The following is a 16,847-nucleotide window of genomic DNA, read 5'->3' as shown; positions in this document are numbered from 1 at the left end:
CACGAACCTTACCGATGGAAAAAATGCGCAATGACCGCGGCGCAGAGCGAGAGTGTCCTATGAACGCCGATCAACTTCCTGCTGGCACGATGACAACATCCCCAAAGCCGGATCCCGCACCGACCCTGCGCATTCGCGCCGTGATGCTCGGCGAACGCATCAACGCGTCCAACCTCGAGCTCGGCACGCTGGTGTCCTCGACGCCGGCGGCCTTTCGCGTCCATGCTGGCCTCGCCGTGATCTTCCGTTATGGCGTCGTGGTGCTGATCGGCCTGCTTCCTTCGGAGGAGAAGGTGCTGCTCGACAGCCTGAAGTCCCGCGTGACCGGCGAGCTCAGCCCGCTCGAGGAGGAGACCGCGCAGGCGCAGCTCTGCAAGGACGAAAACGCCGAGGCGATCCAGCCGGGCGGCCCGATCTGTCTCTCGAAATTCTCCGACGAACGACTGCTGCTGATCGCAGATGCCCTCGCCAAGAGCACGTCACTGGCGCGCGACGAGCGCCGTGTAGCGGCCGTTTTCGATGTCATCGAGCCTTTTGCGCGGGAGCTTGCCGAGAAAGGCCGGACATCGCGGCGACGCAAGGGCATCCTGCAGCTGATCGGCAATGCGCTGCTGGTGCAGCAGCGCGTCGCCGGCCGCGTCGCCGTCGCCGAGAAGCCCGACGCGCTCTGGGAAAAGCCCCAGCTCGACCGGCTCTATGCGCGTCTGGAGGACGAATATGAGCTGACGGAGCGCCTCGACACGCTCGAGCGCAAGATCACGGTCATCGCGGAAACGGCCGATGCGCTCACCGACATCATCGACACCCAGCGCTCGCTGCGGCTCGAAATCGCGGTGGTGGTGCTGATCGTGATCGAGGTCGCGATCGGGTGCATCCAGATATTTGCGGGGATTCACTGAATGGGACGTTGTTATCTCCTTCGTCGTCATCGCGAGCGTAGGAAGCAATCCAGAGTCCCGCCGCAGAGATCATCTGGATTGCTTCGCTACGCTCGCAATGACGGGTTGGCTGACACCTCCCATTAGTTGGATCAGTCCGCCCCTGATCGCAGCACCGCGACGCAATGACGTGCGATCGTCAGTTCCTCATTGGTCGGGATGACGAGCACGTCGACAACGCCGTGGCCGGCATTGATGCGGTCGCGACCCTCGTCATTCGCAGTCGAGTCGATGTTCACTCCGAGCCACGCGAGCCGCTCGCCAATGGCACCGCGGATTTCCTTCGCATGCTCGCCAATGCCGCCGGTAAAGACGAGGCCGTCGAGCCCTCCCAGCGTGTTCGCCATTACCGCGACCTCCTGGGCCGCGCGGAACACGAACAGATCGACTGCCTCGCGCGCTGCGGCTTCTTTGCTCGCGAGCAAGGTGCGCATGTCCGCGGAGATGCCGGAGACGCCGAGCAGGCCGGACTCGTGATAGAGCAAATGCTGCAGATCCTCGGTAGACATGCTCTCGTGCTGGAGCAGATAGAGCAGCACGCCGGGATCGATGCTGCCGCAGCGCGTGCCCATCACGAGACCATCGAGCGGTGTCAGTCCCATTGTGGTGTCGACACTGCGACCGTCGCGCAAGGCGCAGAGGCTGGCGCCATTGCCGAGATGGGCGATGACAACGCGCTTCGCTACAAGCTCCGGCGCGATTTCGGCGAGCCGGCCTGCGACATATTCGAATGAGAGCCCGTGAAAGCCATAGCGCCGCAGGCCGTGAGCCTCGTAGCGCTTCGGGATCGCGAAGCGGTTCATCGGGGGCGCCATGCCGTGGTGAAATGCGGTGTCGAAACAGGCGATCTGCGTCAGCGCGGGGCGGATCGCGCTGATGGCGTGGACGGGCGCCAGGCAGCGCGGCTGGTGCAGGGGCGCCAATGGCGTCAGCGCCTCCAACCTGGTGAAGACATCGTCGGTCAGTTCGACCGGGCCGGAATAATCGGCGCCGCCATGCACGATGCGATGCCCCACGGCGCGCAAGCCTTCGCCAAAACGATCCTCGATGAAGCCGAGCACGTCGGCGAACAGATGGCCGCCGTCCGCATCCGAGGCGTCCTTCTGCTTTTCGAACAGCGTCTCGCCGGAGGGACTGGTTGCGACCAGCCGCGGCTTTGCCTCGTGCTCGTCAAGCAGGCCCTTGCAAAGCAGGGCAGGCGTGCGGCTCGAGATCTCGAACAGGCCGAACTTGATACTCGACGAGCCTGCGTTGAGGACGAGGACCGACGTCATGCCGTCAGCCCGCCTTGCCCGGCCAAACCCATTCCTGAATCTCAGGCATGTCCTCGCCGTGCTCGCGCACATAACGCGAATGCTCGATCAGCTTGTCGCGGAATCGCTGCTTCACCTGCGCGGCCTTGGTGGCAAGATCAGGCACGCGTTCGATCGCCTCGATCGCGAGGTGATAGCGGTCGAGCTCGTTGAGCACGACCATGTCGAACGGCGTCGTCGTGGTGCCCTCCTCGGCAAAGCCGCGCACATGCAGGCCGGCATGGTTGGTGCGGTTATAGGTGAGGCGGTGGATCAGATAGGGATAGCCGTGATAGGCGAAGATCACGGGTTTGTCCTTCGTGAACAGGCTGTCGAAGTCGCGATCGGAGAGGCCATGCGGGTGCTGCTCCCTGGGTTGCAGCGTCATGAGGTCGACGACGTTGACGACGCGGATCTTCAACTCCGGCAACGCCTTGCGCAGCAGGTCGACGGCGGCGAGCGTCTCGAGCGTCGGCACATCGCCTGCGCAGGCCATCACCACGTCGGGCTCGCCGTCAGCATCCTCGGTGCCGGCCCAGGTCCAGATCCCGATGCCGGCATCGCAGTGCGTCGCGGCCTCCTGCATCGACAGCCATTGCGGCGCCGGCTGCTTGCCGGCGACGATGACGTTGATCCGGTTGTAGGTTCGCAGGCAATGATCTGCGATCCAGAGCAGGGTGTTGGCGTCGGGCGGGAAATAGATGCGGACGATGTCGGCCTTCTTGTTGGCGACGAGATCGACAAAGCCGGGGTCCTGGTGGCTGAAGCCGTTATGGTCCTGGCGCCAGACATGCGAGGTCAGGAGATAGTTCAGCGAGGCGATCGGTCGCCGCCACGGCAGGTACCGCGTCACCTTCAGCCATTTGGCGTGCTGGTTGAACATGGAATCCACGATGTGGATGAAGGCCTCGTAGCAGGAGAAGAAGCCGTGCCGCCCGGTCAGCAGATAGCCTTCGAGCCAGCCCTGGCAGAGATGCTCGCTCAGCACCTCCATCACGCGTCCGTCTTGCGCCAGATGCACGTCGTACGGCTTGATCGGCTCCATCCAGGCGCGTTCGGTCGCATCGAACACCGCATCGAGCCGGTTTGACGCGGTCTCGTCGGGGCCCACGATGCGGAAATTGCGCTCCTCCGCATTGAGACGGATGACATCGCGCAGGAATTTGCCGAGCTCGCGCGTCGCTTCTCCGGTCACGCCACCGGGCTGCGGCACCTCAATGGCAAAACTGCGGAAGTCGGGCAGCTTCAATTCCTTCTTCAGGAGGCCGCCATTGGCGTGCGGGTTGGCGCCCATGCGCCTGATGCCTTCGGGCGCGAGGGCCTGAAGCTCGGCGACGAGCGCGCCGTTCTTGTCGAACAGCTTGTCCGGCTCGTAGCTGCGCATCCAGTCTTCGAGGATCTTCAAGTGAGCCGGGTTCACGCGGCAGCCCGCAACGGGCACTTGATGCGCGCGCCAGAAGCCTTCGACCTTCTTGCCATCGACCTCCTTCGGGCCGGTCCAGCCCTTCGGGCTGCGCAACACGATCATCGGCCAGCGCGGCCGTTCGATCGTCTTGCGTCCGTCGCGGGCGTGCTGCTGGATCGAGCGGATGCTGGCGATCGCGACGTCGAGCGCATCTGCCATCGCCCGGTGCATCGGTTTGGGATCGTCGCCCTCGACGAACAGCGGCTCGTGGCCGAACCCGCGGAAGAGATCGCGGATCTCGCTGTCCGGTATCCGGCCAAGCACGGTCGGATTGGCGATCTTGTAGCCGTTGAGATGCAGGATCGGCAGCACCGCGCCGTCATGGGCGGGGTTGAGGAACTTGTTGGAGTGCCAGGACGCCGCCAGAGGACCGGTCTCGGCCTCGCCGTCGCCGACGACGCAGGCGACGATTAAGTCGGGATTGTCGAAGGCCGCGCCATAGGCATGCACCAGGGCGTAGCCGAGCTCGCCACCTTCGTGGATCGAGCCCGGGGTCTCCGGCGCCGCGTGGCTTGGGATGCCGCCGGGGAAGGAGAACTGCCTGAAGAGTTTCCGTAATCCGTCCGCATCGCGCGGAATGTTTGGATAGATCTCGCTGTAGCTGCCTTCGAGATAGGTGTTGGCGACCATGCCCGGGCCGCCGTGACCGGGACCGCAGACATAGAGCACGCTGAGGTCCAGAGCGCGGATGACGCGGTTGAGGTGGGCGTAGATGAAATTGAGCCCCGGCGTCGTCCCCCAATGGCCGAGCAGGCGCGGCTTGATGTGCTCGGGCCGCAAGGGCTCGCGCAGCAGCGGATTGTCGAGCAGATAGATCTGCCCGACGGAGAGATAGTTTGCGGCGCGCCAGTAGCGATCAAGGAGATCGAGGTCGCTGGTTACAGCGGATGGTTGTTGTTGAAATGTCATGATCCTGCCGACCTTCACCCGGGATCGTCACCAACCGAGTTCCGGCGAGATCGATCCTTCGGGCCGCATCAAACGGGACCGGACTCACGCGGTGTTGCGTGAGGTCAAACGACCGCGCACGAAGTTTGGGCAGCGCTACTGTGCATGGGGTTGTTTTCGCGTTTTGGATTCTTGTTCTTGATTTGTTCCTTTCTCGTGCTATCTTGATGGCATGAGTCCAGCTTCTTCTTCTGCTCTCAAGCACCCGCCGGTCACGGCGCCCTCCGAGCCGGCGGGTGCGCTCTCAGATATTCCTGCTGACTTCCCTGAACTGGCGGTCGCCATCGACCGCCAGCGCAGGCGAGGGCGGGGTGCCCAGTCCAACGCCAGTGGTCGCTTTGAAGCCGAGGCGCGCGTCGCCTTCGACGATGGCTGGCAGAGCCTGGAAGACTTGCCGCCGTTCAAGACCAGTGTCGGCGTGGATACCTCGCGCAAGGTGATCACCCGCAACGACTCGCCGGATATCGGCTTCGACCGCTCCATCAATCCCTATCGCGGCTGCGAGCACGGCTGCGTCTATTGCTTCGCGCGGCCGACGCACGCCTATCTCGGCCTGTCGCCGGGGCTCGATTTCGAGTCCAAGCTGTTCGTCAAGCCGGAGGCGCCGGCACTGCTCGAGAAGGAGCTCGCGGCCGCAGGCTACGAGCCGCGGATGATCGCGATCGGCACCAACACCGATCCCTACCAGCCGATCGAACGCGAGCACAAAATCATGCGCGGCATTCTCGAGGTGCTGGAGCGCACCGGGCATCCCGTCGGCATCGTCACCAAGTCGGCGCTGGTGGTGCGCGACATCGACATTCTCCAGCGCATGGCCAAGCGCAACCTCGCCAAGGTCGCGATCTCGGTGACCTCGCTCGACCCGAAACTGGCGCGGACCATGGAGCCGCGGGCCTCGACGCCGCCGAAGCGGCTGGAGGCGCTGCAGCAGCTTTCCGAGGCCGGCATCCCCACCACCGTAATGGTCGCGCCTGTGATCCCCGCGCTGAACGATTCCGAGATCGAGCGCATCCTCGACGCCGCCGCCCATGCCGGCGTCAAGGAAGCCTCCTACGTGCTGCTGCGCCTGCCGCTGGAGGTGCGCGATCTGTTCCGCGAATGGCTGATGGCGAATTACCCGGATCGCTATCGCCACGTCTTCACCCTGATCCGCGACATGCGCGGCGGCCGCGACTACGATTCGAAATGGGGCGAGCGGATGAAGGGGACCGGCCCGATGGCCTGGACCATCGGCCGCCGCTTCGAGATCGCCTGCGACCGGCTCGGTCTGAACAAGCGCCGCTCCAAGCTGACCACGGATCATTTCGCGCGGCCGAAGCAGAACGGCGAGCAGCTCAGCCTGTTCTGAGCGGAATAGTAGAAGAGGTGTAGCATGAGTAAGGAACTACCGGCTCCGATACCGCGGCTCACGGTGATTACGCTCGGCGTGCGCGACATCCGCGCCAGCATCGCGTTTTACGCTTCGCTCGGCTTTTCGCGCCGGATGAAGGCGACCGGGGAAGCCGTTGCGTTCTTCGACACCGGCGGTCCGGTGCTCGGCCTGTTTCCCTGGGATCAGCTTGCCGATGACGCCCGCCTGCCGGATCAGCCGAGGCCAACGACCTTCCGCGGCGTCACGCTCGCCTGGAACTGCGCGTCGCGCGAGGAGGTCGATACGGTGCTGGCGTTTGCGGTGAGCAAGGGCGCGGTGCTGCTGAAGCCCGCGCATGAGACTGATTACGGCGGCTATTCCGGTTATTTTGCCGATCCCGACGACCATCCCTGGGAAGTCGTGGTCGCGCCCGGCATCGAGGTCGGCGACGACAGGCGGGTGCATCTGGCGGAGTAGGGCGGCTCGCTTGAATAACGGGAATTGTCCGGGGTTCCCGGTTGCGCAAGCGAAGCCGCTTGCGCACGATCCCGGCCATGATTCGGGACAAGTCCGCCAGGAAGCCGGCCAAAGACGCGCCTGAGAAGGCTGCGGCGAAAAAGGCCGCGCCTGCCAAAGCCAGCTTCCGCCGCGAGCGCGCGCTGATCAAGCGCGGCGTCTGGCCGATCGCGGGCTGCGACGAGGCGGGCCGGGGGCCGCTGGCCGGTCCCGTGGTCGCGGCCGCGGTGATTCTCGATCCCGACCGCATCCCACGCGGCATCGATGATTCCAAGCGCCTGACGGCGGAAGAGCGCGAAAAGCTGTTCGACAGGATCTGCGCCACGGCGCAGGTCTCGGTCGCCGTCGCCTCGCCTGCGCGGATCGACCGCGACAACATCCTGCGCGCCTCGCTGTGGGCGCTGAAGCGCGCAGTGGTCGCGCTGCCCGAGGCGCCCAGGCACGTCTTCGTCGACGGCCGCGACCGCCTCGATACGCCTTGCGACTGCGAGGCGGTCATCGGCGGCGACGGTATCGTGCTCTCGATCGCGGCCGCCTCCATCGTCGCCAAGGTGACGCGCGACCGGCTGATGTGCGCGCTGGCGCAGGATTGCCCGGGCTACGGCTTCGAGCAGCACAAGGGTTATGGCGTGCCCGAGCATCTCGATGCGCTCGATCGCCTCGGCCCGACCGTGCACCACCGCAGCTTCTTCGCCCCCGTCGCCGCCGCCCGCGCCAAGCATATGCCCTGGACCGTCGAGCCGGTGCAGGATCTGTTCTCCGTCACCGAGGTCGAGACCTCGGTTGAAATCGAGGCTTCAGCGGGCCTCTAGCGTAGACTGTCGTTGCCACAAGGCGAGGCGCGCTTTATCAAAACAGATGTGAGCGAATAGGGCCGGCTGGACGGGTTGGCTGCATCTTGCGGGCGTTGCATGCGGTTTACCTCCCTGGTCATCGAGCTCATTCGCGCCCGGCCGCGGTTGATCGTCTGGATTGCCGTGCTGCTGCAAGCCGCGATGTGGCTGCTGGTGGCGCTGCTGTTCTACCGCAGCCCGCCCGGCAGCCTTGCGACCCTGCTGGCGTTTGGCAGGGAATACCAGGTCGGCACTGATCTCGGCCCGCCGCTGTCGATCTGGCTCGCGGACATTGCCTATCGCGTGGCAGGCGGCCATGTGTTCGGCGTCTACGTCCTCGCGCAGCTCTGCGAGATTGCGACCTTCATCACGCTCTATCATCTGGCGCGGGCCGTGGTTGGCACCCAGCAGGCGGTGCTCGCCGTGCTTCTGACCATGACGGTGCTGGCCTTCTCCTCGTCCGCGCTCGACTTTGGCCCTTTGGTGCTTGCACGGCCGCTCTGGGCGCTGTTGCTGCTGCATTCCTGGCAGATCCTCGGCCAACGCCGAGGCAACGCCTGGTTCGCCTGGTCGATCGAAGCGGGCCTGCTGCTCCTGACCACGCCGGCTGCGATCTTCCTGCTCGTGCTGCTCGTCATCTTTGCGCTCTCGACGGGGGGCGGCAGGCGCACGTTGCGCGCGCTCGATCCGCTGTTCGCGCTCGTCGTCGTCGCCGTGCTCGCGCTGCCCTATGCGGTTTGGCTGATGCGCGCCCAAACTCTTGCGCTGCCGGCCTTGCCGCATCTGGCCGACCTGAGTGCCCGCGCCATCCACGCCGTCTGGCTGCTCGGTGGGCTCGCGATTGGCGCGATCGCGGTCCCGGTCTTGAGCTTCCTCAACACGTCCCTGTTTGCCGGCAAGAGCGAGGAGGCGCCGATCATTTACCGGCCGCCGGTCGAGCCGCTCGCACGCAACTTCGTCTATTTCTTTGCGCTCGCGCCGGCGCTCGGTGCGGTCCTGATTTCCGGCCTGTTCGGGCTCGAGACCGTCGTCGGCGGCGCCGGCGTCGTGCTGGTCATGTCCGGCCTCGCCATGGTGGTCGCGGCCGGCGATCTGATCGCGATGCGCCGCGCACAGATGTTGCGCACGGTATGGGCGGCGGCCATCGTCGCCCCTGCCGCCGGCGTCGTGCTGGCCGTGCTGTTCCTGCCCTGGACCGGCACCGGCGAGATCGCGACCTCGATGCCGGCGCACGCGATCTCGGATTTCTTCGACGACAGCTTCGCCCGCCGCACCAACCATCGCCTGCGCGCAGTCGCCGGCGAGACGGAGCTTGCGAGCCTGATCACGCTGCATTCCGGTCGGCCGCATCTTTTCATCGATGCCGATCCGGCCCGCACACCGTGGATGTCTCAGGCCAAATTCAGCGAAAGCGGCGGCGTCGTGGTCTGGCGCGCGTCCGATACTGCGGGCACGCCGCCGCCCGAAATCCTCGCGCGCTTCCCGGGCATCGTGCCTGAAGTGCCGCGTGCCTTCGAATGGCTGGTTAATGGCCGTCAGGGATTGCTCCGCATCGGCTGGGCGATCGTGCGGCCGAAGGGGGCGTGAGTACGAGAGCTTGCTAGCCCGCCAGCGCCTTTGCGATCGCGCGCAGATCCTGCCAGGCCAACCGCTTGTAGGACGGCGAGCGCAACAGATACGCCGGATGGAAGGTGGGCAGTGCGCGGATGGTACGTTGGCCCGTCTCATACTCGAACCAGCGCCCGCGCGTGCGCATGATGCCCTCGCGGGTCGAGAGCAGGGTCTGCGTCGAGGGATTGCCGAGTGTCACCAGCACATCGGGGTTCACCAGCTCGATGTGACGCTGGATGAAGGGCAGGCAGATTTGCGTCTCCTGTGGCGTCGGCGTCCGGTTACCGGGCGGTCGCCAGGGGATGACGTTGGTGATGTAGGCCGTGGTGCGGTTGAGGCCTATGGCGCCGATCATCAGATCGAGCAGCTTGCCGCTGCGTCCCACAAACGGCAGTCCCTCGATGTCCTCGTCGCGGCCCGGCGCCTCGCCGACGAACATGATGCGCGCCTGCGGATTGCCGTCGGCGAACACCAGCCGCGTCGCGGTGTGTTTCAGCGCACAGCCCTCGAAGTTCGACATCAGCTCGCGCAGCGCCTCGAGCGTCGGCGCGGTGCGCGCGGCTTCGCGTGCCGAGGCGATCGCGATGTCGGGCGCCGGTGCCGCCTCGCCGCGCATCACCGCAGGCGCGGCGACAGGCCGGGGTGCCTCCGCCGATACCGCGCGCGGGGCAGGCGGTGGCGCGTCTAATTCCGCCAGGCGGTCGACCGGTTCCTCCGCGAGCGCGCAATCGACGCCGGCCTCCAGATAGAAGGCAAGAAGCTCTCGGATGGTGGGTGCGGGTTCGGGGATCATTTTGGAAAGTCAGACTATTGGTTCATCATAGGGCGCCTTGCATCCCAGCGGAACGCATTTCCGTGGTTGTCCTACCCGGAAAAATCGGAAACAAGGGGGCGCAAATGACAAGGAACCGTCTCAAGGGCTGAGATCAGATGAGCACCGAAGAACTTCCCCCGCGCGAATCCATGGAATTCGACGTCGTCATCGTCGGCGCCGGCCCCTCGGGCCTGGCCGCGGCGATCCGGCTGAAGCAGCTCAACGCCGATCTCAACGTCGTCGTGGTGGAGAAGGGCTCCGAGGTTGGCGCGCATATTCTCTCCGGCGCCGTGATCGATCCAGTCGGGCTCGACAAGCTGATCCCCGACTGGCGCGAGGATGCGGATTGCCCGCTCAAGACGCAGGTCAAGGACGACCGCTTCTACTGGATGACGGGTGGCGGCGCGATCAAGCTGCCGAACTTCATGATGCCGCCGCTGATGGACAATCATCATTGTTATATAGGCTCGCTCGGCATGGTCTGCCGCTGGCTCGCCACCAAGGCCGAAGCGCTCGGCGTTGAGATCTATCCGGGCTTTGCCGCCGCCGAAGTGCTCTATGACGAGAAGGGCGCTGTGAAGGGCATCGCGACCGGCGACATGGGCATCGGCCGTGACGGCAAGCCGAAGGACTCCTTCACCCGCGGCATGGAGCTGCTCGGCAAGTATACGCTGTTCGCCGAAGGCGCGCGCGGCAGCCTGACCAAGCAGCTGATCGCGAAGTTCGCGCTCGATGCCAAGAGTGAGCCGTCGAAGTTCGGTATCGGCCTGAAGGAAGTCTGGCAGATCGATCCCGCCAAGCACCAGAAGGGCGTGATCCAGCATTCGTTCGGCTGGCCGCTCGACCTGAAGACGGGCGGCGGTTCGTTCCTCTATCACTACGACGACAATCTCGTCGCGGTCGGCTTCGTCGTGCATCTGAACTACGACGATCCCTACCTGTCGCCGTTCGATGAATTCCAGCGCTTCAAGACCCATCCGTCGATTCGCGGCACCTTCGAGGGCGCCAAGCGCCTCGCGTACGGCGCGCGCGCCATCACCGAAGGCGGCTACCAGTCGGTGCCGAAGCTGACCTTCCCCGGCGGTGCATTGGTCGGCTGCGCGGCCGGCTTCGTCAACGTGCCGCGCATCAAGGGCGTGCACAATGCGATGGGCACCGGCATGCTGGCTGCCGAGCATGCGGCGGCGGCGCTTGCGGCCGATCGTGCCAATGACGAGGTCATCGACTACGAGAACGCCTGGCGGTCCTCGTCGGTCGGCAAGGATTTGTTCCTGGTCCGCAACGTCAAGCCGCTGTGGTCGAAATTCGGCACGGTGTTAGGCGTCGCGCTCGGCGGCTTCGACATGTGGTGCAACACGCTGTTCGGTACCTCGCTGTTCGGCACGCAGTCGCATGCCAAGCCCGATCGCTCGACGCTCGATCCGGCCAAGCAGCACGCGCCCAAAAACTATCCGAAGCCTGACGGCAAGATTTCGTTCGACAAGCTGTCCTCGGTTTTCTTGTCCAACACCAACCACGAGGAGGATCAGCCGATCCATCTCAAGGTGGCCGACATGAACCTCCAGAAGATGTCTGAGCATGATGTCTTCGCCGGTCCCTCGAACCGCTATTGCCCGGCCGGCGTCTATGAGTGGGTCGAGGAGGGCGCGGCACCGCGCTACCAGATCAATGCGCAGAACTGCGTCCACTGCAAAACCTGCGACGTGAAGGACCCCAACGGCAACATCACCTGGGTTCCCCCGGAGGGCGGCGGCGGCCCGAACTACGAGGCCATGTAAGGGGACGCCGGGTCATAAAACGTGACCTGACGCACGTTCGCGTGAGAACGGGAGCGCCATGGGTGCCCCCGGGAGCACCACGGGGGCTCCCGGCCACGATAAGGCCATAGTGGCGGCGTCTTGGGGCTCTTGAACGGTCACTTGGCCGATTTGGGGCGTGCGGAGGGGATCGCCCGGTCCGAATCCTTGCGGTGAAGCGCCAAAAGCGGCATTGTCCCGACCCGAAGGTTCCGGGTCACATGTCGCCGGCCGCGTTCGCGCGCGAGACGGCCTTTGCTTTAAACCCAGGCACTACCAACTCAAGGCGAGCCCTGATGTTTTCAAATCGTTTCAACCGCTGGACTGCTGCTGCCATCGCCCTTGCCGGCTCTGCGCTCGTGGCGGTCCCCGGCGCGGTGCTGGCGCAGACGCCGGACCATCCGGCCGACACGGCGGCGCAGTTTCCGACGCGAAACGATCTGAAGTCGCTCACCACCGCCGGCAGCTATCTCGCCGCCCGCCACGCCAGCGTCGAGCGCGATGCGACCTCCGCCGCCGCCTTCTACCGCTCCGCGCTACGGACCGACCCCAAGAACAACGAGCTGCTCGACCGCGCCTTCATCTCCTCGGTCGACGACGGCGACATCGAGGAAGCGGTCAAGCTCGCCGAGCGCATCCTCACCATCGACAAGACCAATCGCGTCGCGCGCCTCGTGGTCGGCGTGCATGATCTGAAGCTGAAGAAATATCCGAGCGCGCAGAGCAATATCAACCAGTCGATTCGCGGACCGATCACCGATCTCGTCGCCACGCTGCTGTCCGGCTGGGCCGCCTATGGTGCGGGCGATGCCAAGGGCGCGGTCGCCACCATCGACAAGCTGGCGGGCCCGGAATGGTATCCGCTGTTCAAGGACCTGCACGCCGGCATGATCCTCGAGAACGCCGGCAAGGAGAAGGACGCTGGCGTCCGCTTCGAGCGCGCCTACAAGCTCGACGATTCCATGCTGCGTGTCAGCGAGGCCTATGCGCGCTGGCTGTCGCGCAACAAGGACGCGGCCTCCGCGACCGCGATCTATGAAGCCTTCGACAAGAAGCTCGCCCGTCATCCGCTGATCATGGAAGGTCTGCGTGAGACCAAGGCCGGCAAGAAGCTGCCGTCGCTGGTCGATTCCGCACAGGCCGGTGCGGCCGAGGCGCTCTACGGCATCGGCGCGACCTTGACCCGCCGCGGCGGCGAGGATCTGGCGCTGGTCTATCTCCAGCTCGCGCTCTATCTGCAGCCCAGCCATCCGCTGGCCCTGCTCTCGCTCGCCGACCTCTATGAATCGGTGAAACGTCCGCAGATGGCGATCAAGATCTACGAGCGCGTTCCGTCGAGTTCGCCCCTGAAGCGCAACGCGCAGATCCAGCTCGCTATCGACCTGGATTCCGCCGACCGCAGCGACGACGCGATCAAGATTCTCAAGGGCGTGATCTCGGAGGATCCCAAGGACCTCGAAGCGATCATGGCGCTCGGCAATCTCGAGCGCGGCCGCAAGAAGTTCGGCGACTGCGGTGCGACCTATTCGCAAGGCATCGACGTGCTGCCCGCGGGCAACGACAAGGCCAGCAGCGTCTGGTACTATTATCGCGGCATCTGCGAGGAGCGCTCCAAGCAGTGGGGCAAGGCCGAGGCCGACATGAAGAAGGCGCTCGAGCTGCAGCCCGACCAGCCGCATGTCCTCAACTATCTCGGCTATTCCTGGATCGACCAGGGCGTGAACCTCGACGAAGGCATGAAGATGATCAAGCGTGCCGTCGAGCAGCGTCCCGACGACGGCTATATCGTCGACTCCCTCGGCTGGGCCTACTACCGCATCGGCAACTACGAAGAGGCGGTGAAGAACCTCGAGCGTGCGATCGACCTCAAGCCCGAGGATCCCACCATCAACGACCATCTCGGCGACGCCTATTGGCGCGTCGGCCGCACGCTGGAAGCCAAATTCCAGTGGGCCCATGCCCGCGACCTCAAGCCCGAGCCGGACGATCTGCCGAAGATCGAAGCCAAGATCGCCAACGGCATGACGGATGACAGTTCGAACTCTTCGGCCGCGCAGGCGGACAAGAAGAAGGACGACGGCAAGGGCGGCTGATCTGGTCAGGTTCTGGGGGCGTATCGCCGATGCCGGCGTTGATTGAAGAAGGGCGCGCGAAGGTCAATCTGAGCCTTCGCGTGGTGGGCCGTCGCGCTGACGGCTATCATGATCTCGAAAGCGTGGTTGCGTTCGCCGACTGTGCCGACCGGCTGACGCTGGAGCCCGGTGGCGAGCTCAGGCTTGCGACCACGGGCCCGCTCGCGGCCGCCTGCGGCGAGACGTCAGACAATCTCGTATTCAAAGCCGCCAAGCTGCTGGCCGATGCCGTGCCGAATCTGAAGCTCGGCGCCTTCGCGCTCGACAAGGTCCTGCCGGTCGCAGCCGGTATCGGCGGCGGCTCGGCCGATGCGGCCGCGGCGCTGCGCCTGCTCGCGCGTCTCAACAATCTGTCGCTCGATGATCCCCGCCTACAGAAGGTTGCGCTGGCGACCGGCGCCGATGTGCCGGTGTGCCTGCTCTCGCGTGCCTGCGACATGACCGGCGTCGGCGAGCAGTTGCTGCCGCTGGCGCTGCCGAGCATGCCCTGCGTGATGGTCAATCCGCGCGTGCCGGTGGCGACCAAGGACGTGTTCCAGGCCTTGGGCCTGCGCAACGGCGAGTTGCTGGTCGGCGCGAGCGATGTGCTCGAGGCTCCGGCCTGGCCGGAGGCGGGCGGGTCGGTCTCGGACTGGGTCGAGGTTCTCGAAACCGTCGCAAATGATCTCGAAGGCCCCGCAATGCGCATCGAGCCCGTCATTGGTGACGTGTTGGGCGCCTTGCGCTCCTCCGCCGGCGTCAAGCTGGCCCGCATGTCCGGCTCCGGTGCGACCTGCTTTGCGATCTATGGCGCGCCAGCCGACGCACATGCCGCCGCCGAGACGATTCGGCGCGACCACCCTGGCTGGTGGGTGCATGCGGGGACGTTGGGCTAGGCCTTCTCGGCAATGACGCGGATGGAGCCACGCTAGCCCGCGCCGTCCTCGGCCAATCCCAGAAATTGCCGGATCTCCGCCAGCACCTGTTCCGGCTTGTCGTGCTGCAGCCAGTGCCCTGCGCCGGCAATCGTTTCGATACGCGCCTGCTGGAAATAGCGCTCCAGGCCAGCCGAGCGCGCGCCGGCGAGAAAGCTCTCACCGGCATTGAGCAGCAGCGTCGGGCAGGCGATTCGCGACCACAGCGCGACATGATCCTCCGGCCAGAGCCGGTGCGGCGCTGAGGCGCGCTGGTAGGGATCGAACTTCCAGCTATAGGTGCCGTCCTCGTTCTGTCGTGCGCCATGCGTTGCTAGATGCAGCGCGAGGTCGCGGGTCAGGCGCTTGTTGTGAAGCACCATCTGCGCGGCCGCATCTTGCAGTGTCGCATAGCGGCGCGGCGTACGGTCGTGCAGCCTGTCGAGCTGGCTGACCCATTTGCTGATGCGTTCATGTGTCGGCGCTTTCGGCGTGTCGGGCAGCATCGTGACGCCGTCGAGCACGACGAGCTTGTCGACCAGTTCGGGGAATGCTCCCGAAAAAATCAGGCTCACCATGCCGCCCATGGAATGGCCGATGAGCGTTACGCGAGGCGCCGCGATGCCGCGGATCAGCTGGACGAGATCGTAGACATATTCGGTCAGCGCGTAGCTGCCGCCACGGGTCCAGTCGGAATCGCCGTGGCCGCGCAGATCCGGCGCGATCACATGGAAGTGCTGATGCAAGGAGCGGGCGATGGCGTCCCAGCTCCGGCAATGATCGCGGCCGCCATGGACCAGGATGAGCGGCGGCGCGTCCGCATTGCCCCAATCGGCATAATGCAGGCGGAGGCCGTGCGACTCGTAGTGGCGACTTTGCGGAGCAAGCATCGGGGCCGCGTTCCTTAGAAGGCCGGACAAGACAATAGCAGGACTAGCCTGCGGCCGGCCATTGCACAAGCAAGCCGCAGGTCACGGGTGCTTCGGCGATTTCGTGCCGGCTGCCAGGCAACGCCGCCGGGTCCTGCGCAGCTTCGTGTGGTGACAGCGGCGAGTAGCGCGCGCCAACGCCCTTGCCAGCAGGTGATAACGCGACCAGGACATCATCTTCATTGAACCCTCCATCGCAACATCAATGGGTGGGCTCGCGCCGATGCTTCGTTCGAATAGCGCGCGTTACATATCGGCAAGTCATGACAAGTTGGACAGCTTGTTCATCGGCGTTAAACCTTCGTAACGCACCGAACGCACGTGCCATTCATCACCTCCAACGGGATGTTAGGAGGTGAAATCATGAAACTCGTTTCCGCGTTTGTCGGCCTTGCCGCACTTGGCGGCGTCGCTTTGTTCAACGGAGCCGTGTCGGCCCAGCCGATCGAGGTCCCCGGTGCGTCTGGCGTCATTCCATCAGGCTATATCTGCAACGAATGGGGCCATTGCTGGCACCGCCATTCCTATGGCGGCGGCTACTATCACCCGCAATATTGGGGTGGTGGTTACGGCTGGCACCATCACTGGGACGGCGGTTGGCGCTGGCGCCGCTGGCATCACTGGCACCGGTGGTGAAATGTGAGAAAGGGGCTTCGGCCCCTTTCGTTTTGAGGCAGGTATGACGCGCTAGCCCTGCACCGGCCGGCGCGCTAGCGCGAGCGACAGGCCGAGGCCGGCGATGAAGACGCCGGAGCCCTGTGTGAGGCGCCGCATCAGCAGCGGCCGCCCGATCAACTGCGTGCGGGTCGCGGTCGCCATCAGCACCACGACGACGTCTGCGAGCGTGTTCAGCGTCACCGAGATGGCGCCGAGCAGGATGAATTGCAGCGTGGGGCTCGCGCCCGCGGGATCGAGGAATTGCGGGATGAAGGCAAGGAAGAACGCTGCGGTCTTCGGATTGAGGGCCTCGACCAGCACGCCGTCACGGAAGGCGCGGATGTCGCCGACGGGCTCGCTCTCGAGCGACAGCATCCGGCCGGCGCTGCGAAACGTCTTGATGCCGAGCCAGACCAGATAAAGCGCGCCAACGAACTTGACTGCGGCAAACAGCTCAGCGCTCGCCAGGATGATGGCGGAGATGCCGACGCTGCCGGCGACCACGTGGACGAGTCCGCCCAGCGCCGTGCCCGCGGTCGAAGCAAACCCGCTCGCGCGCCCCTCCGACAAGGTTCGCGCCGCGACGTAGAAGATGCCGGGGCCGGGAATGGCGGCAATGACGAGGGCAGCGCCGAGGAACAGCCAGAAATTTGTGTCGATCATCCTGCTTTG

The 16,847-nt window shown here is 65.1% G+C and carries 14 protein-coding genes; 9 read left to right on the top strand and 5 right to left on the bottom strand.

The window, feature by feature from the left end; genetic code table 11:
- Window positions 1-59 precede the first annotated feature (59 nt).
- A complete protein-coding gene (locus Q0687_RS16655) occupies window positions 60-899 on the top strand; it encodes an RMD1 family protein (protein WP_298878645.1) in 840 nt (279 codons plus the stop codon).
- Between the two features lie 131 nt (window positions 900-1,030).
- Here the strand turns inward: Q0687_RS16655 and Q0687_RS16650 are convergent, their stop codons facing one another.
- Window positions 1,031-2,212: an acetate/propionate family kinase gene (locus Q0687_RS16650; protein WP_298878643.1), complete on the bottom strand. Its 1,182-nt coding sequence runs from the start codon at window positions 2,210-2,212 to the stop codon at window positions 1,031-1,033.
- Window positions 2,213-2,216: 4 nt separating this feature from the next.
- Window positions 2,217-4,604 (bottom strand): phosphoketolase family protein, encoded by a 2,388-nt coding sequence (locus Q0687_RS16645; protein WP_298878641.1) that lies wholly within the window; start codon window positions 4,602-4,604, stop codon window positions 2,217-2,219.
- A 211-nt stretch (window positions 4,605-4,815) separates the two neighbouring features.
- On the opposite strand from Q0687_RS16645, the gene Q0687_RS16640 reads away from it, so the two are divergent.
- The 4 genes from Q0687_RS16640 (at window position 4,816) to Q0687_RS16625 (ending at window position 8,930) form a co-directional block, all read left to right on the top strand.
- The gene (locus tag Q0687_RS16640) at window positions 4,816-5,991 is read left to right on the top strand and encodes a PA0069 family radical SAM protein (RefSeq protein WP_298878639.1); all 1,176 of its coding nucleotides are present in this window, start codon (window positions 4,816-4,818) and stop codon (window positions 5,989-5,991) included.
- A 24-nt stretch (window positions 5,992-6,015) separates the two neighbouring features.
- Window positions 6,016-6,471: a VOC family protein gene (locus Q0687_RS16635; protein WP_298878637.1), complete on the top strand. Its 456-nt coding sequence runs from the start codon at window positions 6,016-6,018 to the stop codon at window positions 6,469-6,471.
- Between the two features lie 77 nt (window positions 6,472-6,548).
- Window positions 6,549-7,322, top strand: coding sequence for a ribonuclease HII (locus tag Q0687_RS16630; protein WP_298878635.1), 774 nt, complete (start codon window positions 6,549-6,551; stop codon window positions 7,320-7,322).
- 99 nt (window positions 7,323-7,421) lie between these two features.
- On the top strand, window positions 7,422-8,930 hold the full coding sequence (locus Q0687_RS16625; protein ID WP_298878633.1) for a glycosyltransferase family 39 protein: 1,509 nt from the start codon (window positions 7,422-7,424) through the stop codon (window positions 8,928-8,930).
- 13 nt (window positions 8,931-8,943) lie between these two features.
- Here Q0687_RS16625 and Q0687_RS16620 read toward each other — a convergent pair whose 3' ends face one another.
- On the bottom strand, window positions 8,944-9,747 hold the full coding sequence (locus Q0687_RS16620; RefSeq protein WP_298878631.1) for a uracil-DNA glycosylase: 804 nt from the start codon (window positions 9,745-9,747) through the stop codon (window positions 8,944-8,946).
- Window positions 9,748-9,884: 137 nt separating this feature from the next.
- On the opposite strand from Q0687_RS16620, the gene Q0687_RS16615 reads away from it, so the two are divergent.
- The 3 genes from Q0687_RS16615 to Q0687_RS16605 all read left to right on the top strand — a co-directional run bounded on the left by Q0687_RS16615 (window position 9,885) and on the right by Q0687_RS16605 (window position 14,571).
- Entirely contained in the window at window positions 9,885-11,546 is a 1,662-nt protein-coding gene (locus Q0687_RS16615) for an electron transfer flavoprotein-ubiquinone oxidoreductase (RefSeq protein WP_298878629.1), read from the top strand.
- A 314-nt stretch (window positions 11,547-11,860) separates the two neighbouring features.
- The gene (locus Q0687_RS16610; RefSeq protein WP_298878627.1) at window positions 11,861-13,657 is read left to right on the top strand and encodes a tetratricopeptide repeat protein; all 1,797 of its coding nucleotides are present in this window, start codon (window positions 11,861-11,863) and stop codon (window positions 13,655-13,657) included.
- A 29-nt stretch (window positions 13,658-13,686) separates the two neighbouring features.
- Window positions 13,687-14,571 (top strand): 4-(cytidine 5'-diphospho)-2-C-methyl-D-erythritol kinase, encoded by an 885-nt coding sequence (locus Q0687_RS16605; RefSeq protein ID WP_298878625.1) that lies wholly within the window; start codon window positions 13,687-13,689, stop codon window positions 14,569-14,571.
- Between the two features lie 32 nt (window positions 14,572-14,603).
- Here Q0687_RS16605 and Q0687_RS16600 read toward each other — a convergent pair whose 3' ends face one another.
- Window positions 14,604-15,479, bottom strand: coding sequence for an alpha/beta hydrolase (locus tag Q0687_RS16600; RefSeq protein WP_298878623.1), 876 nt, complete (start codon window positions 15,477-15,479; stop codon window positions 14,604-14,606).
- A gap of 402 nt (window positions 15,480-15,881) precedes the next feature.
- On the opposite strand from Q0687_RS16600, the gene Q0687_RS16595 reads away from it, so the two are divergent.
- Window positions 15,882-16,154 (top strand): hypothetical protein, encoded by a 273-nt coding sequence (locus Q0687_RS16595; RefSeq protein WP_298878621.1) that lies wholly within the window; start codon window positions 15,882-15,884, stop codon window positions 16,152-16,154.
- 51 nt (window positions 16,155-16,205) lie between these two features.
- Here the strand turns inward: Q0687_RS16595 and Q0687_RS16590 are convergent, their stop codons facing one another.
- Window positions 16,206-16,838 carry a LysE family translocator gene (locus Q0687_RS16590; RefSeq protein ID WP_298878619.1) on the bottom strand — a complete coding sequence of 211 codons (633 nt, stop codon included), beginning with the start codon at window positions 16,836-16,838 and terminating at the stop codon, window positions 16,206-16,208.
- Between the last annotated feature and the right edge of the window lie 9 nt (window positions 16,839-16,847).

It is taken from the genome of uncultured Bradyrhizobium sp., from assembly GCF_936928535.1.
Lineage (GTDB): Bacteria > Pseudomonadota > Alphaproteobacteria > Rhizobiales > Xanthobacteraceae > Bradyrhizobium.
This window is presented reverse-complemented; position numbering and strand designations above follow the sequence as displayed.